The organism is Streptosporangium sp. NPDC006013 (genome assembly GCF_040614275.1).
Taxonomy (GTDB): domain Bacteria; phylum Actinomycetota; class Actinomycetes; order Streptosporangiales; family Streptosporangiaceae; genus Streptosporangium.
This window is the reverse complement of sequence record NZ_JBEXUE010000261.1, coordinates 1-14,271: the sequence shown is the minus strand read 5'-3', so window position 1 is coordinate 14,271 and position 14,271 is coordinate 1. Positions and strand designations below refer to the sequence as shown.

Annotated in this window: 12 protein-coding genes and 1 pseudogene; 2 read left to right on the top strand and 11 right to left on the bottom strand. The window is 67.7% G+C overall.

What is annotated here, in order from left to right:
* Nucleotides 1–362: 362 nt before the first annotated feature.
* The 3 genes from ABZ260_RS31785 to sigJ form a co-directional block, all read right to left on the bottom strand.
* Nucleotides 363–1,040: a DoxX family protein gene (locus tag ABZ260_RS31785; RefSeq protein WP_355625186.1), complete on the bottom strand. Its 678-nt coding sequence runs from the start codon at nucleotides 1,038–1,040 to the stop codon at nucleotides 363–365.
* A 170-nt stretch (nucleotides 1,041–1,210) separates the two neighbouring features.
* Complete coding sequence (locus ABZ260_RS31780) at nucleotides 1,211–2,404, bottom strand: cytochrome P450 (protein WP_355625184.1); 1,194 nt, start codon at nucleotides 2,402–2,404, stop codon at nucleotides 1,211–1,213.
* A 189-nt stretch (nucleotides 2,405–2,593) separates the two neighbouring features.
* Nucleotides 2,594–3,592, bottom strand: a complete 999-nt coding sequence (sigJ, locus tag ABZ260_RS31775) for an RNA polymerase sigma factor SigJ (protein ID WP_355625182.1) — start codon at nucleotides 3,590–3,592, stop codon at nucleotides 2,594–2,596.
* A 290-nt stretch (nucleotides 3,593–3,882) separates the two neighbouring features.
* Between sigJ and ABZ260_RS31770 the strand changes: the two genes are divergently transcribed.
* Nucleotides 3,883–5,076, top strand: coding sequence for an FAD-dependent oxidoreductase (locus ABZ260_RS31770; protein WP_355625180.1), 1,194 nt, complete (start codon nucleotides 3,883–3,885; stop codon nucleotides 5,074–5,076).
* Here the strand turns inward: ABZ260_RS31770 and ABZ260_RS31765 are convergent.
* The 4 genes and pseudogenes from ABZ260_RS31765 to ABZ260_RS31750 all read right to left on the bottom strand — a co-directional run.
* Nucleotides 5,063–5,473: a TniQ family protein gene (locus ABZ260_RS31765; RefSeq protein ID WP_355625178.1), complete on the bottom strand. Its 411-nt coding sequence runs from the start codon at nucleotides 5,471–5,473 to the stop codon at nucleotides 5,063–5,065. The two genes, ABZ260_RS31770 and ABZ260_RS31765, sit on opposite strands and share 14 nt — an antisense overlap.
* A 79-nt stretch (nucleotides 5,474–5,552) precedes the next feature.
* The gene (locus ABZ260_RS31760; protein ID WP_355625176.1) at nucleotides 5,553–6,434 is read right to left on the bottom strand and encodes an SDR family NAD(P)-dependent oxidoreductase; all 882 of its coding nucleotides are present in this window, start codon (nucleotides 6,432–6,434) and stop codon (nucleotides 5,553–5,555) included.
* Nucleotides 6,431–6,904, bottom strand: a complete 474-nt coding sequence (locus ABZ260_RS31755; protein WP_350959256.1) for a MarR family transcriptional regulator — start codon at nucleotides 6,902–6,904, stop codon at nucleotides 6,431–6,433. The genes ABZ260_RS31760 and ABZ260_RS31755 overlap by 4 nt, the downstream gene beginning before the upstream one ends.
* A gap of 250 nt (nucleotides 6,905–7,154) precedes the next feature.
* A pseudogene (locus tag ABZ260_RS31750) lies at nucleotides 7,155–7,376 on the bottom strand (DDE-type integrase/transposase/recombinase); the annotation flags it as partial.
* Nucleotides 7,377–7,499: 123 nt separating this feature from the next.
* Here ABZ260_RS31750 and ABZ260_RS31745 point away from each other — a divergent pair.
* Nucleotides 7,500–8,843, top strand: a complete 1,344-nt coding sequence (locus ABZ260_RS31745; protein WP_355625173.1) for an MFS transporter — start codon at nucleotides 7,500–7,502, stop codon at nucleotides 8,841–8,843.
* 941 nt (nucleotides 8,844–9,784) lie between these two features.
* Here ABZ260_RS31745 and rox read toward each other — a convergent pair.
* The 4 genes from rox to ABZ260_RS31725 all read right to left on the bottom strand — a co-directional run.
* Nucleotides 9,785–11,209 carry a rifampin monooxygenase gene (gene rox / locus ABZ260_RS31740; protein ID WP_355625187.1) on the bottom strand — a complete coding sequence of 475 codons (1,425 nt, stop codon included), beginning with the start codon at nucleotides 11,207–11,209 and terminating at the stop codon, nucleotides 9,785–9,787.
* Between the two features lie 620 nt (nucleotides 11,210–11,829).
* Nucleotides 11,830–12,423 (bottom strand): GNAT family N-acetyltransferase, encoded by a 594-nt coding sequence (locus ABZ260_RS31735; RefSeq protein ID WP_355625171.1) that lies wholly within the window; start codon nucleotides 12,421–12,423, stop codon nucleotides 11,830–11,832.
* Nucleotides 12,420–13,892 (bottom strand): APC family permease, encoded by a 1,473-nt coding sequence (locus ABZ260_RS31730; RefSeq protein ID WP_355625169.1) that lies wholly within the window; start codon nucleotides 13,890–13,892, stop codon nucleotides 12,420–12,422. The genes ABZ260_RS31735 and ABZ260_RS31730 overlap by 4 nt, the downstream gene beginning before the upstream one ends.
* 24 nt (nucleotides 13,893–13,916) lie before the next feature.
* On the bottom strand, nucleotides 13,917–14,271 hold a 355-nt coding region (locus ABZ260_RS31725; protein WP_355625167.1), incomplete at its 5' end, for a GPP34 family phosphoprotein.

Below are 14,271 nucleotides of genomic sequence, written 5' to 3'. Positions count from 1 at the left end.
GGCCGGAGCGGGTATACCCGCTCCGGCCCACGACGCGATGGCTGCTGCCCTGGTCAGCCCGCCGGATCGGTGAGCCAGGCCTCCAGATCGGCGATCATCTGTGTCAGCAGGCTGGTGTTCTCATGCCGGACCACCTGCGGGCCGAGTTTGTCGATGGCCGAGGTCGACCAGCTGATCGCCCTGGCCCGGAGCGCTGCCGCTCGGCGCCGTCATCGAGGTCCGTGGCTCGATCCACCCGATGATCATCTCCTCCGCTCCTAAGGATGCGGCCGCCTTTCGCCGATGCGTGCGACGCTGTTTCGTGCGCCCACGACGGTGTCGCGGAACCATGTGTCGGCGAGACGTCGAGACCTTCAAGGCCGCTACTCGTCGATCCAGCCGTTCTCAACCGCCCACCCGTGCGTCATGACTTCGGCCGCGGGCAGCGTGAGGAACGAAACGGCATACAGAACAACGAGGAGCCCGATCGGAACGGCCCAAGCGCGAGGACGGGTTTCCGGCGGACCGGCCCCATTTTGTCCAGCACTGGCAGGGCGGTCCCGACGGAGCCGCGTCTCCGGGAGCCGACGGTCGGCAGGCCTCAGCGCCCACGACGCGATGGCGCACGCCCCGAACATCAGCGGCACCCCCCACGTCTGAAGCCCGTCGCCGACTATCAGATGCGACGCCACGGCACTCGACCACAGGAAAAAGGCACCCGCGTACGCCCATTCCTTGATCAGCGGGAGCCTGGGCGCGATGATCGCGACGGCCGCACCGGCCTGCCACACGGTTAAAATGTAGGCGAAGTAGTGCGGGTATCCCAGGTGGCGCAACTGGACTTCCACCCATTCGATCGGTAGAAGGTTCCACACCGATCCAGCAATCAACTCGAAGACGATTACAAACGTGGTGGCCCAAAAGGCGATGGGGCGGATCCGGCTCCAGTTCCAGCCGCTTCGTGCGACGGTGGTCGGCTTCTCGTCCGTCGCGTGCTGGAACGTTTTGGTCGTTTGAGTTTGCATCTCAGCCTCCTCGTCAAATCGATCTGGCATGTTCATGAGATTCTCCTTGCGTTGTGAGCGGCTCCGGTTCGAAGTCGCAGGTGGCGATTGGCGATTCCGCAATGGAGTGCCCGTACACGTCGACCGGGGCACGCCGAACAGGTCGGCGATCTGCTGGACAGTCGTCTCGGGGGTGTCGTAGAGCTGTTGGACGGGCGGTCGTCCGCTCACCAGGTCACCGCCAGCGAGTTCAAGCCGTACACGACGCTGAAGGCCCGGAAGTCGGCCTGCTCGTCCGGGTCGGCCAGGGCAAGGCCGGGGAAGCGGCGCAGCAGTGCCGGGAAGGCGATGCGCATCTCCATCCGCGCCAGCGGCGCCCCGAGACAGTGGTGCACACCGTGGCCGAAGGCGGCGTGGCCGGCGGCTCCCCGGGTGATGTCGAGTGTCTCGGGATCGTCGATCAAGGCAGGGTCGCGGTTGGCGGCAGGAATCGAGCAGATCACGAGCGAGCCCGCGGGGATGGCGTGCCCGGCGATCTCCACATCCGTCGTGGTCGTGCGCGGCGGCAGCAACTGCACGATCGACAGCCAGCGCAGCAGCTCCTCGACGGCGGGTTCGACCAGCGCCGGATCGTCGCGGATCATGGCGAGCTGGTCCGGGTGCCGCAGCAGGGCCAGGGTGCCCAGGCCGAGCATGTTCGAGGTCGTCTCGTGCCCGGCCAGCAGCAGCAGTCCGGCGATGCCGACCAGCTCGTCGGTACTGAGATCGTCGCCGTGCTCGCGCACCAGCATGCCCAGCATGTCCTCGCCCGGATCCGCCTGGGCGCGGGCCACCAGGCCGGCCATGTAGGCGCGGTCCTCCCGCTGTGCCGCGTTCCGCTGCTCCACCGGCAACGACACATCCAGCAGGCGCACGGAACGATCCTGGAACTCGGCGCGGTCGGCATACGGCACGCCCAGCAGCTCGCAGATCACCAGCGACGGCACCGGCAGCGCGAAGTGCGCCACCAGATCGGTCGGCTTACCGGCCCGCTCCAGATCGTCCAGGGCCGCCTGGACGATCTCGGTGATCCGCGGCTCAAGCCTGCGCATCCGCCGTACCGTGAACTCCGGGGTGAGCATCCGGCGCAACCGCGTGTGCTCGGGCGGGTCGAACCCGATCAGCTGCCCGGCCCGCATCTTGGCCAGCTCGTCGGCGTCCATCTCACCAGTCCCCGGGACCGGTGCGAGGGCACTGCTGAACCGGGCCGGATCCGCCAGCACCTGGCGAACATCCTCCTGGCGGCAGACCAGGTATGCGGGCCCGACGAACGGCATCTCCACCCGCACCACACCCTCGCCATCGCGTGCCCGGGCCAGCTCCTCGACCGGGTCGAACCCGTTCCGCCGCATCTGCAGCGGCAATTCCAGCGCTTTCGTCATCTTCTGTCCTTTCATCCGGTGATCGTGTGAGACCGTCTGCGCCACCAGGTAAGTCTGTGAAGGCGGCTGAACATTGAGCGTCGTGTGTGGTGCCATCGGCCTGCGGCGATACCTGTCCATCGCGGGTGGGGGCACCGGCGAAACCCTTTGACCTCGGGTAAGGCGCGCTCGAAACCAAGCGTGTCCGTGCTAGCTAAGATCATCTTCCGTCGCTCGGGCGCCACGTGCCGTTCCTGAGTCGCCGAGTGCTGCGGCCCCACCGGTCCACGGCCGGAGCTTGTCGGGGTTGCGTACCGCCCAGATGTGCTTGATCCGGTCGCCTGCGATGTCGAACGCGTACACCGACACGGTGACGCCATCGTGCTGAGCGATCAGGCCGGGCTGGCCGTTGACCGTACGCTCCAGGATCGTCAGGTTGCGTAGCCTGCCGGCGAGATTGAGCAGTGAGCGCACGATCTGCTCGGCGCCTTCGATCGGGCGGAGTACGGCGCCGACGACGCCGCCGCCGTCGGCGGTCGCCGTGGCGTCGGGGTCGAGGAGGCCGATGAGGGCGTTGATGTCCTTGGCTTCCCATGCCTGTTTGAAGTCCCTGACGATGCCGGCCTGCCGGGATGCCGGAGCCGCGGGAGCCTGCGACACGTGAATGCGACGGCGTGCCGAGGAGGCCAGCTGGCGGCAGGCCGCAGGGGTGCGGCCGACGATCTCGGCCACTTCGGCGAAGGGATAGCGGAAGACGTCGTGCAGGATGAACGCGACGCGCTCGGCCGGGGTCATCGAGTCGAGCACGACGAGGAAGGCCATGTTGATCGACTCATCCAGGGTGACCCGGTCGGCCGGGTCGACGCTGATGCCGTCCGGGCGCCCGGTGATCCACTCCCTAGGTTCGGGCAGCGGCTCGGGGATCCACTCGCCCACGTAGGTCTCTCGCCGGGCCCGTGCCGAGGAGAGCACGTTGAGGCAGAGGCGGCCGGCGACCTTGGTCAGCCAGGCGCCGGGGGATGTGATGGCGTCCTGCTGTTGCCGGGACATGGCGTACCAGCGGGAGTAGGTCTCCTGGACGACATCTTCGGCGTCGGCCAGGGAGCCGAGAAGCCGGTACGCGAGATTGATCAGCTGGCGCCGTTCGTTCATGAGCGCGCTCAGGCCCGGATCCGGCCGGCCGTGTCCTGGCTCGGATGGGGTGGTCATGGTGTCCTGGCCATCGTGTCACTGACTCCCTTGGTCGGGTCTGCCCTCACCAGTTCGACAAGACAGCGCAGTGAACTGTGAGGTTGGTGCGTCGCCCCACATGCCGCCTCACATTCCGAGGTCTTGTGTTGTCGGACTGGTGAGACACCATCCAGCACGCGGGTAGCCGCCCCCGGCGGGTATGCGGATCGCCGTCGAGAACCCCGTGTCGGCCACTTCGTGTTGAAGGACCACCCCCATCGGGTCGCAAACCTCACATCCTCGCTGAGATCGAGAAGGGAAACGTTGTCATGTCCATGCCCGAACACCACACACCCCACAAGGTCGTCGTCATCGGTGGCGGTTACGCCGGAACACTCGCGGCCAACCATCTGCGGATGCGCGCCGACGTCGACATCACGCTGGTCAATCCCCGCCCGGAGTTCGTCGACCGAATCCGGCTGCACCAGTTCGTGGCCGGCACCGGCGAGGCCACGGTGGACTACGGCACGCTGCTGGGCGAGGACATCCAGTTGGTGGTTGGCAGCGCCACGCGCATCGACACCACCGCCCGCACGGTGCGGCTGGCGTCGGGCTGCGCGCTGGACTACGACTACGTCATCTACGCGGTCGGCAGCACCGCAGCGATACCGTTGTCGGTGCCCGGCGCGGCCGAATTCGCTGTCTCCATTGCCGAATTCGAGTCTGCGCAGCGGCTGCGCAGCAAGCTTGACGAGTTGCCTCCCGATGCTCCGGTCACCGTGGTCGGCGCCGGGTTGACCGGCATCGAGACGGCCGCCGAACTGGCCGAACAAGGACGCACGGTCACGCTGGTGTGTGGCGGAATCCTGGCGCCCTCAGTGAGTGCGCCGGGTCGCCGATACGTCGCCAAGTGGCTGTCCCGGCACGGTGTCGCCGTGCTCGAGGCCAATGAGGTGACCGAGGTCCGGCCGGACGCGGTCGTCTTCGCCGACGGTGCGGTGCGTGCGAGCGCACTGACCATCTGGGCGGCAGGTTTCGGCGTGCCGGAGTTGGCGGCCGTGAGCGGGTTGCGCACCGACGAGCTCGGCCGGCTGCTCACCGACGAGACGCTGACCAGCGTCGACGACGACCGCATCGTCGCGGCCGGCGACGCCGCCGCACCGTCGGGCCAGCCGCTGCGGATGAGCTGCCAGGCCGCCGCGCCGCTGGGGGCGCAGGCCGCCAATACGGTGTTGAGCCGCGTTGCGGGGACCGAACCGGCGGTGATCAACCTGGCCCTCACGGGGTCGTGCGTCAGCCTCGGCCGGCGCGCCGCCATGCGACAGCTCGCCCGCAAAGACGACACCTCGGTGAACGTCTACGTCGGCGGCCGCATTAGCGCGGCGTACAAGGAGCTAACTTGCAAGCTCGGGGTGTGGAAGATCCGCCGCGAGGCCCGCAAGCCGGGCTCCCTGCTCTGGCCCAAGGGCGGCCCGCGTCCTGAGCAGCCGGCCGCCGCCACACGGGTGGTCACGTCCCCGTGACCACCGACGAGCATGCCGAGCGGTTCACCCTTTGCGCCCGCTGTTGTTCACGATCGTCTACGAAATAGTCGAAGAACGTCGGCCAGGAGGACCCGGATCGTGAACGCGCGATCGGAGGGTAGCGGTCCGCCCAGGGAAGCAGTGTCAGAGCGGCGGCTTCGTCGGTGGTCAGCCTGGTGGCCCGGGCGAAGTCGCCGATGTCGAGGTCGAGCAGGAGCCGACGACTGATGAGCGTGGAGGTGCCGCGGGCGCATCCGGTCAGCCGGGCGAGTTGAAGGGGAGTGATGCGTAACCGGTAGGACGGTCTGAGGAGATATCCGGCCAGGGACTCGTCCGTGAGCGGTTCCAGGCTTCGGGTGAGTGGCCGGGGCTTGCCGTTGCTGGTTGCGTCACCCATTGGTGCCAACAAGCGTGATCCGATGCCCCAAACCGTCCAGGCCGCGGCCACTCACTGGTTCCGGCTAGCGTGATCCGGCTCACTCCTTGAGGGGCTCCACCCCGAGGAGGGCTGCCGTCCTGGTGTAGAGGATGCGGGCGAGGGTGTCGTCCAGGGCGAGGCGCGAAGGGGCGTCCGGCTGGGACTTGCTGAAGAAGCCGCCGCTGGGGTACGGGGCGGGCGAGGCGGTGGCGAGCCAGACGGGGGTCTGCACACCTTCGTCCGGGGTGACGGCGAACGGACGGAACAGTGGGGCGGTCAGCCGCATCAGGCCGCCGGCGTTGCTGTTGATCGCGGTTCCCTTCACCATGCCGGGATTGGCGTTGTAGATGCTCATACCGTCGGGCAGGCGGTGTGCGAGCTCCCGAGTGGCCAGGAGGCTGACGAGCTTGCTCGTCGCGTAGACGTTGATCTGGTGGTAGAAGCGGCTGTTCCACGGCCTCCCCGCGACATCCGGATCCTTGACGTCGAGCTTGCCGCGCTTTTCCACGAACGTGGACATGTTGATGATCCGCGCTTCGGGGGTGAGCGCTCCTGCGGCCAGGAGGGCGTGGGTAAGCAGGAACGGGGCGTGGTGATTGATCGCGTAGGTGCGTTCGACGCCGTCAGCCGTCTGCTCGTACCGAGGGAAGGCCGCCCCTGCGTTGTTGATGAGGACGTCCACCGGGACGGTGTCGGCAGCCAATTTCGATGCGAGGGCGCGTACCTGCGACCACTGTTCCAGGTCGGCGATATACGTCCTCGGCGGGGCCGCGTCACTGCCCGCAGGGGCCAGGCCGCGCAAGCTGTCGGCGGCGGCCTTGGTGCGCGCCGCGTCCCGGCCGACGAGGACGACGGTCTGCCCGGCCTTGATCAGGTGGCGTGCCGTCACCAGGCCCAGGCCGGAGCCTCCGCCGGTGATGACTGCGGTCTTGCTGCTCATTGCTGTTCCTTTTCGTGGTTGTCCTTGACGGTGGCGGGCTCACCTGTCGACTGAGTGCCGTCGATCACCTCGCGGAGAAGCGCGTGCAGGCGCAGCCTGCTCTCGCGGTCGAGGCGGGCGAAGGGGGAGTGCTCAGTGGTGTGCTGGATGACGCGATCACGCAGCGTGCATCCCTCGGGAGTGAGCTGGATGACTTTCGCGCGGCGATCGGTGGGGTGGGGCACGCGGCGGACCAGGCCGCGCTTCTCGAGCCGGTCGATCATCGACGTGGCGGTCGAGGCGTCGCACTGCAAGCGGTCGGCCAGGCGGCGCGCGGTCATCTCCTGCTCGCGGCTCAGCCTCCACAGCACATCGGTCTGGGTGTCGGTCAGCCCCGCTTCGCGGGCCAGCTCCTTGAGCTCGGCGTGCACCTGGGTGCGGATCGCGAACAGGTAGTCGATGAGCTCTTCGTTCAGCCGCAGGTCATCCATGACCGTCACAGTACATGGAGTTTCCAATTATTGGAATTTCCATGTACTTGCGTCGCGACAGCCCCGGGCAGCGCGGCGCGGACTGGCGGCCGGCTACGGCGCTCAGTCACGGTGGCCCGGAATCGGGTTCTCACAAACGATCGTTATCTGGGGTTGTCAAGTGAATCGCCCCGAGTTCGGTGGAGTCGGCTTGGTTGACTCTCATGCCGGCTGGGCGTTCGGGTAAAGAAACTCGTACTCGATGGGGGGCGTGATCGGAGTGAATCAGCGTGCCTGCCGCCGGCCTGCGGTTATGGATGGCCATGCTGAGTGCGTTGGTGACCAGGGCGGCGGTCTGGCCGGCATCGACGGACCAGCCCACCACCCGGCGGGAGTAGACCTTGCCTTCGCGGGTGGGGTGCTCGGTGATGTCGGTGACCCACAGCTCGTTGGGGGCGTCTCGGGCGAACTGGCGGTCGACCAGGTCCGCGGCGGCGCCAGGGCGCCCGGGTTTCAGGGCGAGGCAAACGGTGGAGGAAGTGGTTGAGCAACCGTTCCACCGATGCGGCCGGCCCCAGGCTCGCGCGAGTCCCCACGTGCGGAAAGGTGTCCACCCATGCAGGAACACCCCTCCAGTACTTCCCCGGACACCTCCAGTGGACCCGCGAAACCCGAAACCGCACCCGGGCTCGGGCGGGACTTCAACCGGTTCTGGATCGGGAGCCTGTTCAGCAACCTCGCCGACGGCATGATGATCATCGCCCTGCCCCTGGTGGCGGCGCTGCTCACCAACGACCCGCTCATGGTGTCCGGGCTGTTCGCGGCCCGCTTCCTGCCCTGGCTGCTGTTCGGCCTGGTCTCCGGGGTGATCGCCGACCGTGTCGATCGAGGTCGGCTCATGGTGGCGGCCAACCTGGTCCGCGCGGGCGCCCTGATCGCTCTGGCCGCGCTCATCGCCACCGGCCACGCGGGCATCTGGGTGCTGTACGCGGTCATGTTCACCGTCATGACCTGTGAAGTGTTCTACGACATCGCCGGACGGGCGATGCTCCCCGACATCGCACCTGCCGGGACCATCGACCGCGCCAACGGACGGCTGGAAGGCGGCAAGACCGTCACCCAGGACTTCGCCGGCGGCCCCCTGGCTGGGTTCCTGTTCGTCGTGGCGGCCGTCCTGCCCCTGGCGGTCAACAGCGCCGCCTACCTGCTGGGCGCCCTGGTGCTGCTGGGACTGCCCATGGCCGTGCGCAGGCCCAAGAACACCACTGGCGAGGACACGGAGACGGGTGTTCGCCCCTCACCCCTGGCCGACCTGCGCGACGGCGTCTCCTTCGTCTTTCGCGGCAGTTCCCTGGGGCCCATCCTGCTCTTCAGCGTCGCGCTGAACGCCTCCTTCATGGGGTTGAGCGCGGTCATGGTGCTGTTGGCCCGGGACCACTTCGGCGTGCCGCCCTCCCTGTACGGGGTGTTCGTCGGCTCGTCGGCCGCCGGTGCCCTCCTCGGTGCCGCCGCCGCGGGACGGATGGTCGCCCGGCTCGGCCGATTCCGCCTGGAAGTGGTGCTGTTCACCGTCACGGGGTTGTGCTTCCTCGGCTTCGGCCTGGCGCCCAACGCCTACGTCGCCGTCGCGGCCTGGGTGGTCCTGGGCTTCGCGATCACCGCGTCCAACATCGTCATGCTCGGGGCCATTCAGCTGATCGTGCCGGGCCACCAGATGGGCCGGGTGATGTCGATGGTCGCGGTGTCGGCGACGGGCTTCGGGCCGGTGGCCGCACTCCTGGCCGGGCTGCTGGGGCGTGTGGAGCTGTACTACGTTCCGATCGCCTCCGGTGTGCTTCTGCTGGTCTCTCTGGTGTTGGCGAGCCCCGCCCTGCGCAGCGTGGTCACCGATGCCGACCGGATCGAAGCGGCGCAGATCGCCGGGCAGGAGCACAACCGGTCGCACTGCGCCACGGGGTAGGAGTCCTCCGGAGGTTCGGGAGTATCAGGCCACGATCGCAGCGCATCTGACGTGGCCAACATGCCTGAAGACCCCCGAATACTGTTAAGGCGAGTACGCGCTCACGTTACTTGCCTTACACGGCCTACCAGCCGAGGCCGCACGTGACCTACCGGCCGGAACGTTCAACTGCCCGGCGTGTGACGGGTCGATGTTGCTCAAGCGCGGACGGGTGAAGGTCCCCAACGAAATGCTCTGGGTAGACCATCGCTACCGGCAAGGAATCTTCGTGCTCGATCTGGACGCGGCGGCCGTCTGGAATATCGAACTGGGGCCGCCTCACGTGCGGATCAGCGAGTGGTGCGACAGCGATGGTGACGAGCAATCTTCCTCGTACGTGCCGCGCACCCTCCGATGCCCGATAAAGCATGCTGCGGACTTGACGTGCACGCCAGGCCGATACCCCAACGAGTGGGCTGTCGTTTCGCGCGTAGGCGCGTCTGAGGGCAGGAGAGCCCCCCGAGGGGGAGTTTTCGGAGTTTCCGGACACCTCCACGCGGGCGTGCGCAGAGAGGGGCGCCGTAGTACTCGCCGAAAATCGGACGGATATGGCTGACCAGCGGTGATGGCCGTTTCGGTTGGTCAGGTGTTCGCCTGATCGGCTGCGAACGTGGTGTGGGCCTGTTCGATCGTGTCCGGAATCTGCGGGGCACCTCAGGAGGTGTTGCGTCGTACGGCTGAGGCCCGCCGCCGGGCGTTATACGAACGCGCGGACGCCTGCGCCGATCCACCCCGCGGTGCTCTTCCGCCGTCTTCCGGTCGTCACTCGGAGGCTAACCCTCCTCGCAGGCCGACCTTGGCGCCAGAGCACCACGGCTGATGCCGCCTCCAGCCTTCCGATGGTCAGTCGCTACTGGCCGTTCCGATCATTCTCACGGGCCTTTTCTGTTGCTCAGGCGAAATCAGTCGGCGGGTTTGCCGAACCAGCGGGAGAGGTGGTCGTCCAGGTCCTGCTGATCGTCGCCGATCCAGGCGACGTGGCCGTCGGGGCGTAGCAGGACGCACGGAACATCCAGTGCCACAGTGGGATCCGCGAGGTAATCGACCCGGTCTGACCAGCCGCCGACGGTCAGGCGTTCGGTGCGGTCCAGCAGCAGGCCGCGGCCGCGATGCAGCAGACCGTAGAGGTGGCCCTGTTTCACGTCGATGTCGCGCAGACGGCGGCCGAGCAGGTCGGGGCCCTCGCCGAAGTCGTAGCGGATGCCGATCGCGGTGATCTTCTCGATCAGATGGCGGTTCACCTCGTCGAAGTCCATCAGTTCGGTGAGCAGCCTGCGCACGGCCCGCGGGCCCGGTTCGGTGGACAGCAGTTCCATCTGGGCGCGGGTGTTGTCCAGCACGTCCTCGGCGACCGGATGACGTTCGGCCTGGTAGGTGTCCAGCAGTGTTTCCGGCGCCCAGCCGCGGATCTGTGCGGCCAGTTTCCAGCCGAGGTTGAATGCGTCCTGCACGCCCAGGTTGAGGCCCTGTCCGCCGGTGGGTGGATGGACGTGTGCCGCATCGCCGGCCAGCAGCACCCGCCCGACCCGATAACGTTCGGCCAGCCGGGTGGCATCCCCGAAGCGGGACAACCAGCGCGGGGAGTGCACGCCGAAATCGGTTCCGGCGATGGTGCGCAACTGTTGTTTGAAATCCTCGAGGGTGGGCGGTTCCGCGCGGTCGCTGACTCCCTCGGCGGGGACGACGACGCTGTAGACCCCTTCGCCGAAGGGCCGGATCCAGAATGGCTGATGGGTCTCGCGGACTTCGGTCACCTTGGCGGCGATCTCCTCCTGCGGCACACCCACTTCCATCTCGCCCATCAGCGTCTCGGTCCGTGAGGGCTCGCCGGGGAAGCCGACACCGAGCAGTTTACGCACCGTACTGCGCCCGCCGTCACAGCCGACGAGGTAGCGCGAACGCAGCTGTTCCCCGTCGGCCAGCTCGACGGTCACACCCTCGTCGTCCTGCTCGAAACCGGCGACCGCGCAACCGCGCCGGACCTGCGCACCCAGTTCGATCGCATGTTCTTCGAGCAGATGCTCGATGACCGGCTGCGGGATACCCAGCAGATAGGCGTACGCGGAATCCAGGCTCTTGGGCGCGGGTTTGGGGATGGCGGCGAAGAAACCGCCGGCCGGACGCTGTCTTCCATGCTGGAGAATGCGATCCAGCAGTCCGCGCATCGCCATCAGCTCGAGACTGCGAATATGCAGACCGACTATGCGGACGAACGACTTGGGCTCGGTTTCCTTCTCCAGAACGAGTACCCGCACATCGTGCAGCCGCAGCTCGGCGGCCAGCATCGCACCGGTCGGCCCGCACCCGGCAATGATCACATCGAAGATGAGGGGCGCGCGATCGGCGCCGGAGGCCGGCGACCAGAGAACTCCGGGGACGTCGCCCACCGTGGAGTCACGCTCGACCCTGTCGTTCGACGGCGGCTCGGCGGTGACCTGCTGAGAGTGCATAGGTGTTGCCTTTCGGGAGGGCCTTGTTGGCGAGGCGCTCCCGGCGACACCTACGTCAATCGCCCGGCCGTGACGGGAAGGGGGAGCACCCACATCGATACAGCGTTCATGGGTCTCACCTCCTCGGGCGATGTCACGGTCAACTGCAAGCTACAAGCCCGAGCATCATCCCGTCCAATCCTTTCCCGGCCACGTGATCACGACTCCAAATCCTCGAAACCTGGCCCTGGGCCCACCAACTCCTCCTCGCGGGCCGTGTTCATCAGACAGCTGAGCACGCCGCCCTTCGTCGCCGTGCTCGGCTGCCCTCCGCGACTCTGCACGCTTGGCCGAAGGCCCGGCCGATCGAGCCACCGCGTTCCGCGTGTCACGGTGGCCCGGGCCTCATGGGTCGCCGGGGCGGGGGGAACGCGGTGGCCGGGCCGCGAGAACAACGGGGCCGGAATCGCCCCCGCCCCCGGCCCACGATGGGCCGGGGGCGGGGGTCAGCACTCGGGTCAGGGGTTCGACGGGCGCCACATGGGGAACATCGGCGGGCCGTCGGGCATGAACATCGGGTCGCCGAGATCCTGATAGCCGTGGCGCAGGTAGAGCCTGCGGCTGCGGGTGCTGCTGGCCTCCAGGTACGCGGGTATGCCCGCCTCGTCGAGCCCGCGGTGGTACTCCTCGAGCAGCCGGGTCCCCGTCTTCCGTCCCTGATGCCCGGGGAGCACGGCGAGGAACGCCAGGTAGTGGTGCGGGTCGTGGGGGTGGCGCTTGTCCATCTCCTCCCCCATCTGCCCGATGCGCTCCGCGTGGGGACCGGCGAACGCCTCCACCCGGGCGTCCCGGTCGGGGATCTCGGGAAGCGGCTCGGCGCCTTTGCGGAACCATACGGCCACGGCGGACATGTCGGCCGTCGCGTGGACCTCGCCGTGGATGAGGGCGCTCTCGGTGATCATGGAGAAGAAGGGGGGCATCACCCGGCGGCGGTCGCCGTCCGGCGGGATCATCCAGGCCGAGATCTCCTGCTCGTGGAAGGAGGTGGCGATGATCGCGCCGATGGTCTCGGCGGCTCCGGGAGCGTTCTGAACGCGAATGATCTCTGTCATTCGGTCCCTCCCACGGCCGCCTGGGCGCCCCGCCCGATGTTCGCGTATACCTTCGGCCGGTTGGCCCGCAGGGCGAGTCCCCACATGACGCCGAGCCCCACGGCGACGAAGTAGACGGCGGGCATGATCCAGCGCAGCGGGGAGTCGGGGGCCACGCCGAGCACGGTGTCGAAGTTGGCCATGACGAGCACGATGACCACGATCAGCAGGACCGAGGAGATACCCGGGGCGATCCTGGTCCGCCAGGCGTTCTCCTCGTTGGGGTTCTTGGCGAAGAAGACCAGCACGGAGATCGAGGTGGCCGCCAGCATCATGAGCAGTCCCAGGCCACCGAACGATCCGACGGTGAAGAACAGCTGGACGACCGGATCCAGGCCGAAGACCGCGTATATGACGATTGTGACCAGCCCGATGACACTCTGCGCCACCGAGCCGTTGACCGGGGCGCCGGTCCGGGGGGAAGTACGACCGAAGGTCTCGGGAAGCACCCTCTCCCTGCCGAGGGCGAAGACGTAGCGGGAGATCGTGTTGTGGAAGGCGATCAGCGCGGCGAAGAGGCTCGTCACGAAGAGGAGGGAGCCGATGGTGGCGACGGTCGCCCCCAGGTGCTGCCCGGCCAGGTTGAACAGGAGGGCCGAACTCTGCTCGCGCGAGGTCTCGACGATCTTGTCCGAGCCGATCGGCACGGTCATCGCCCAGGACGACAGCGCGTACAGCCCGGAGATGACGGCGAGTGCGACGTAGGTCGCGATCGGCACCGTGCGCCTCGGATCCTTGGTCTCCTCGGAGAACACCACCGACGACTCGAAGCCCGCGAAGGACGCGATGCAGATCGCGACCACCGCACCGATCCCGGGGACGAAGAGGTTCGCCGGGTTGAAGACGTCGAGGCTGTAGCCCGAGGCCGCCGGGTTGATCAGGTCCGCGATGTCGAACACGACGACGACGGCTATCTCCGTCAGCAGCAGGACCGAAAGGACCTTCCCGTTCACGTCGACCCGCATGAGGCCGAGCACCCCGGTCAGCACCCAGGCGACCAGCCCGATGACCCACCAGGGCGGAGAGCTTCCGAACCAGTCGGCGATCAGCGGCTGGGCGGCCGCACCGATCATGCCGTAGAGACCCACCTGGAGCGCGTTGTAGGCCAGCAACGCGACCCACGCGGTCGCCACCCCCACCGGCCTGCCGAGCCCTTTCGCGGTGTACGCGTAGAACGCTCCGGCGTTGACGACGTAACGGGCCATTGTCACGTAGCCGACGGCGAACAGGCCCAGGATGGCTCCGAGCAGGATGAAGGCGAGCGGCACGCCGGTCACGCCGGTCGCGGCGTAGGCGGCGGTCACCGAGCCACCGATGACGGTCAGCGGTGCCGCCGCCGAGATGACGAAGAACACCACCGACGGCACACCGAGGCGGTCCTGGGCGAGCGCGGCGGAAACGGCGCTGGCCCTTCGTTCTGTCACGGACATTGGGATCCTTGAAATGAGGGGGGTTCACCGGCGGCTGATGACGGAGTCACCTACGGCAGCCTCGGTCTGGGCGATCAGTTCCTGGAGCGGCGCCGGGAGGGCGGTGATCGAATCGGAGAGGTATCTCGGGTTCTGCTCCCACAGGACGAGCTGGTTGCCGCCGGTTGCGACGAGCAGCCCCAGCAGGACGCTGTCCTGGACGCTGAGTGGCTCACGGCGTTGGATCGCCAGGTTGACGCGTCCGCCGGGCCACGCTGCGATGTTCACGTCGACCGGCACCTGCCTCCGCGACGGGCGTCTGCCGGGTGGGCGCAGCAGCCCGTCGGCGGTCATCCGGGCCGCCACGTCGGCGAGTGCCGTACGGGCGAGGAACTGCAAC

What these genes read in the sequence shown, in the direction of transcription:
- ABZ260_RS31785 (WP_355625186.1), bottom strand. Translation starts at nt 1,040, where the DNA reads ATGAACATGCCAGATCGATTTGACGAGGAGGCTGAGATGCAAACTCAA.
- ABZ260_RS31780 (WP_355625184.1), bottom strand. Translation starts at nt 2,404, where the DNA reads ATGACGAAAGCGCTGGAATTGCCGCTGCAGATGCGGCGGAACGGGTTC.
- sigJ (WP_355625182.1), bottom strand. Translation starts at nt 3,592, where the DNA reads ATGACCACCCCATCCGAGCCAGGACACGGCCGGCCGGATCCGGGCCTG.
- ABZ260_RS31770 (WP_355625180.1), top strand. Translation starts at nt 3,883, where the DNA reads ATGTCCATGCCCGAACACCACACACCCCACAAGGTCGTCGTCATCGGT.
- ABZ260_RS31765 (WP_355625178.1), bottom strand. Translation starts at nt 5,473, where the DNA reads ATGGGTGACGCAACCAGCAACGGCAAGCCCCGGCCACTCACCCGAAGC.
- ABZ260_RS31760 (WP_355625176.1), bottom strand. Translation starts at nt 6,434, where the DNA reads ATGAGCAGCAAGACCGCAGTCATCACCGGCGGAGGCTCCGGCCTGGGC.
- ABZ260_RS31755 (WP_350959256.1), bottom strand. Translation starts at nt 6,904, where the DNA reads ATGGATGACCTGCGGCTGAACGAAGAGCTCATCGACTACCTGTTCGCG.
- ABZ260_RS31745 (WP_355625173.1), top strand. Translation starts at nt 7,500, where the DNA reads ATGCAGGAACACCCCTCCAGTACTTCCCCGGACACCTCCAGTGGACCC.
- ABZ260_RS31735 (WP_355625171.1), bottom strand. Translation starts at nt 12,423, where the DNA reads ATGACAGAGATCATTCGCGTTCAGAACGCTCCCGGAGCCGCCGAGACC.
- ABZ260_RS31730 (WP_355625169.1), bottom strand. Translation starts at nt 13,892, where the DNA reads ATGTCCGTGACAGAACGAAGGGCCAGCGCCGTTTCCGCCGCGCTCGCC.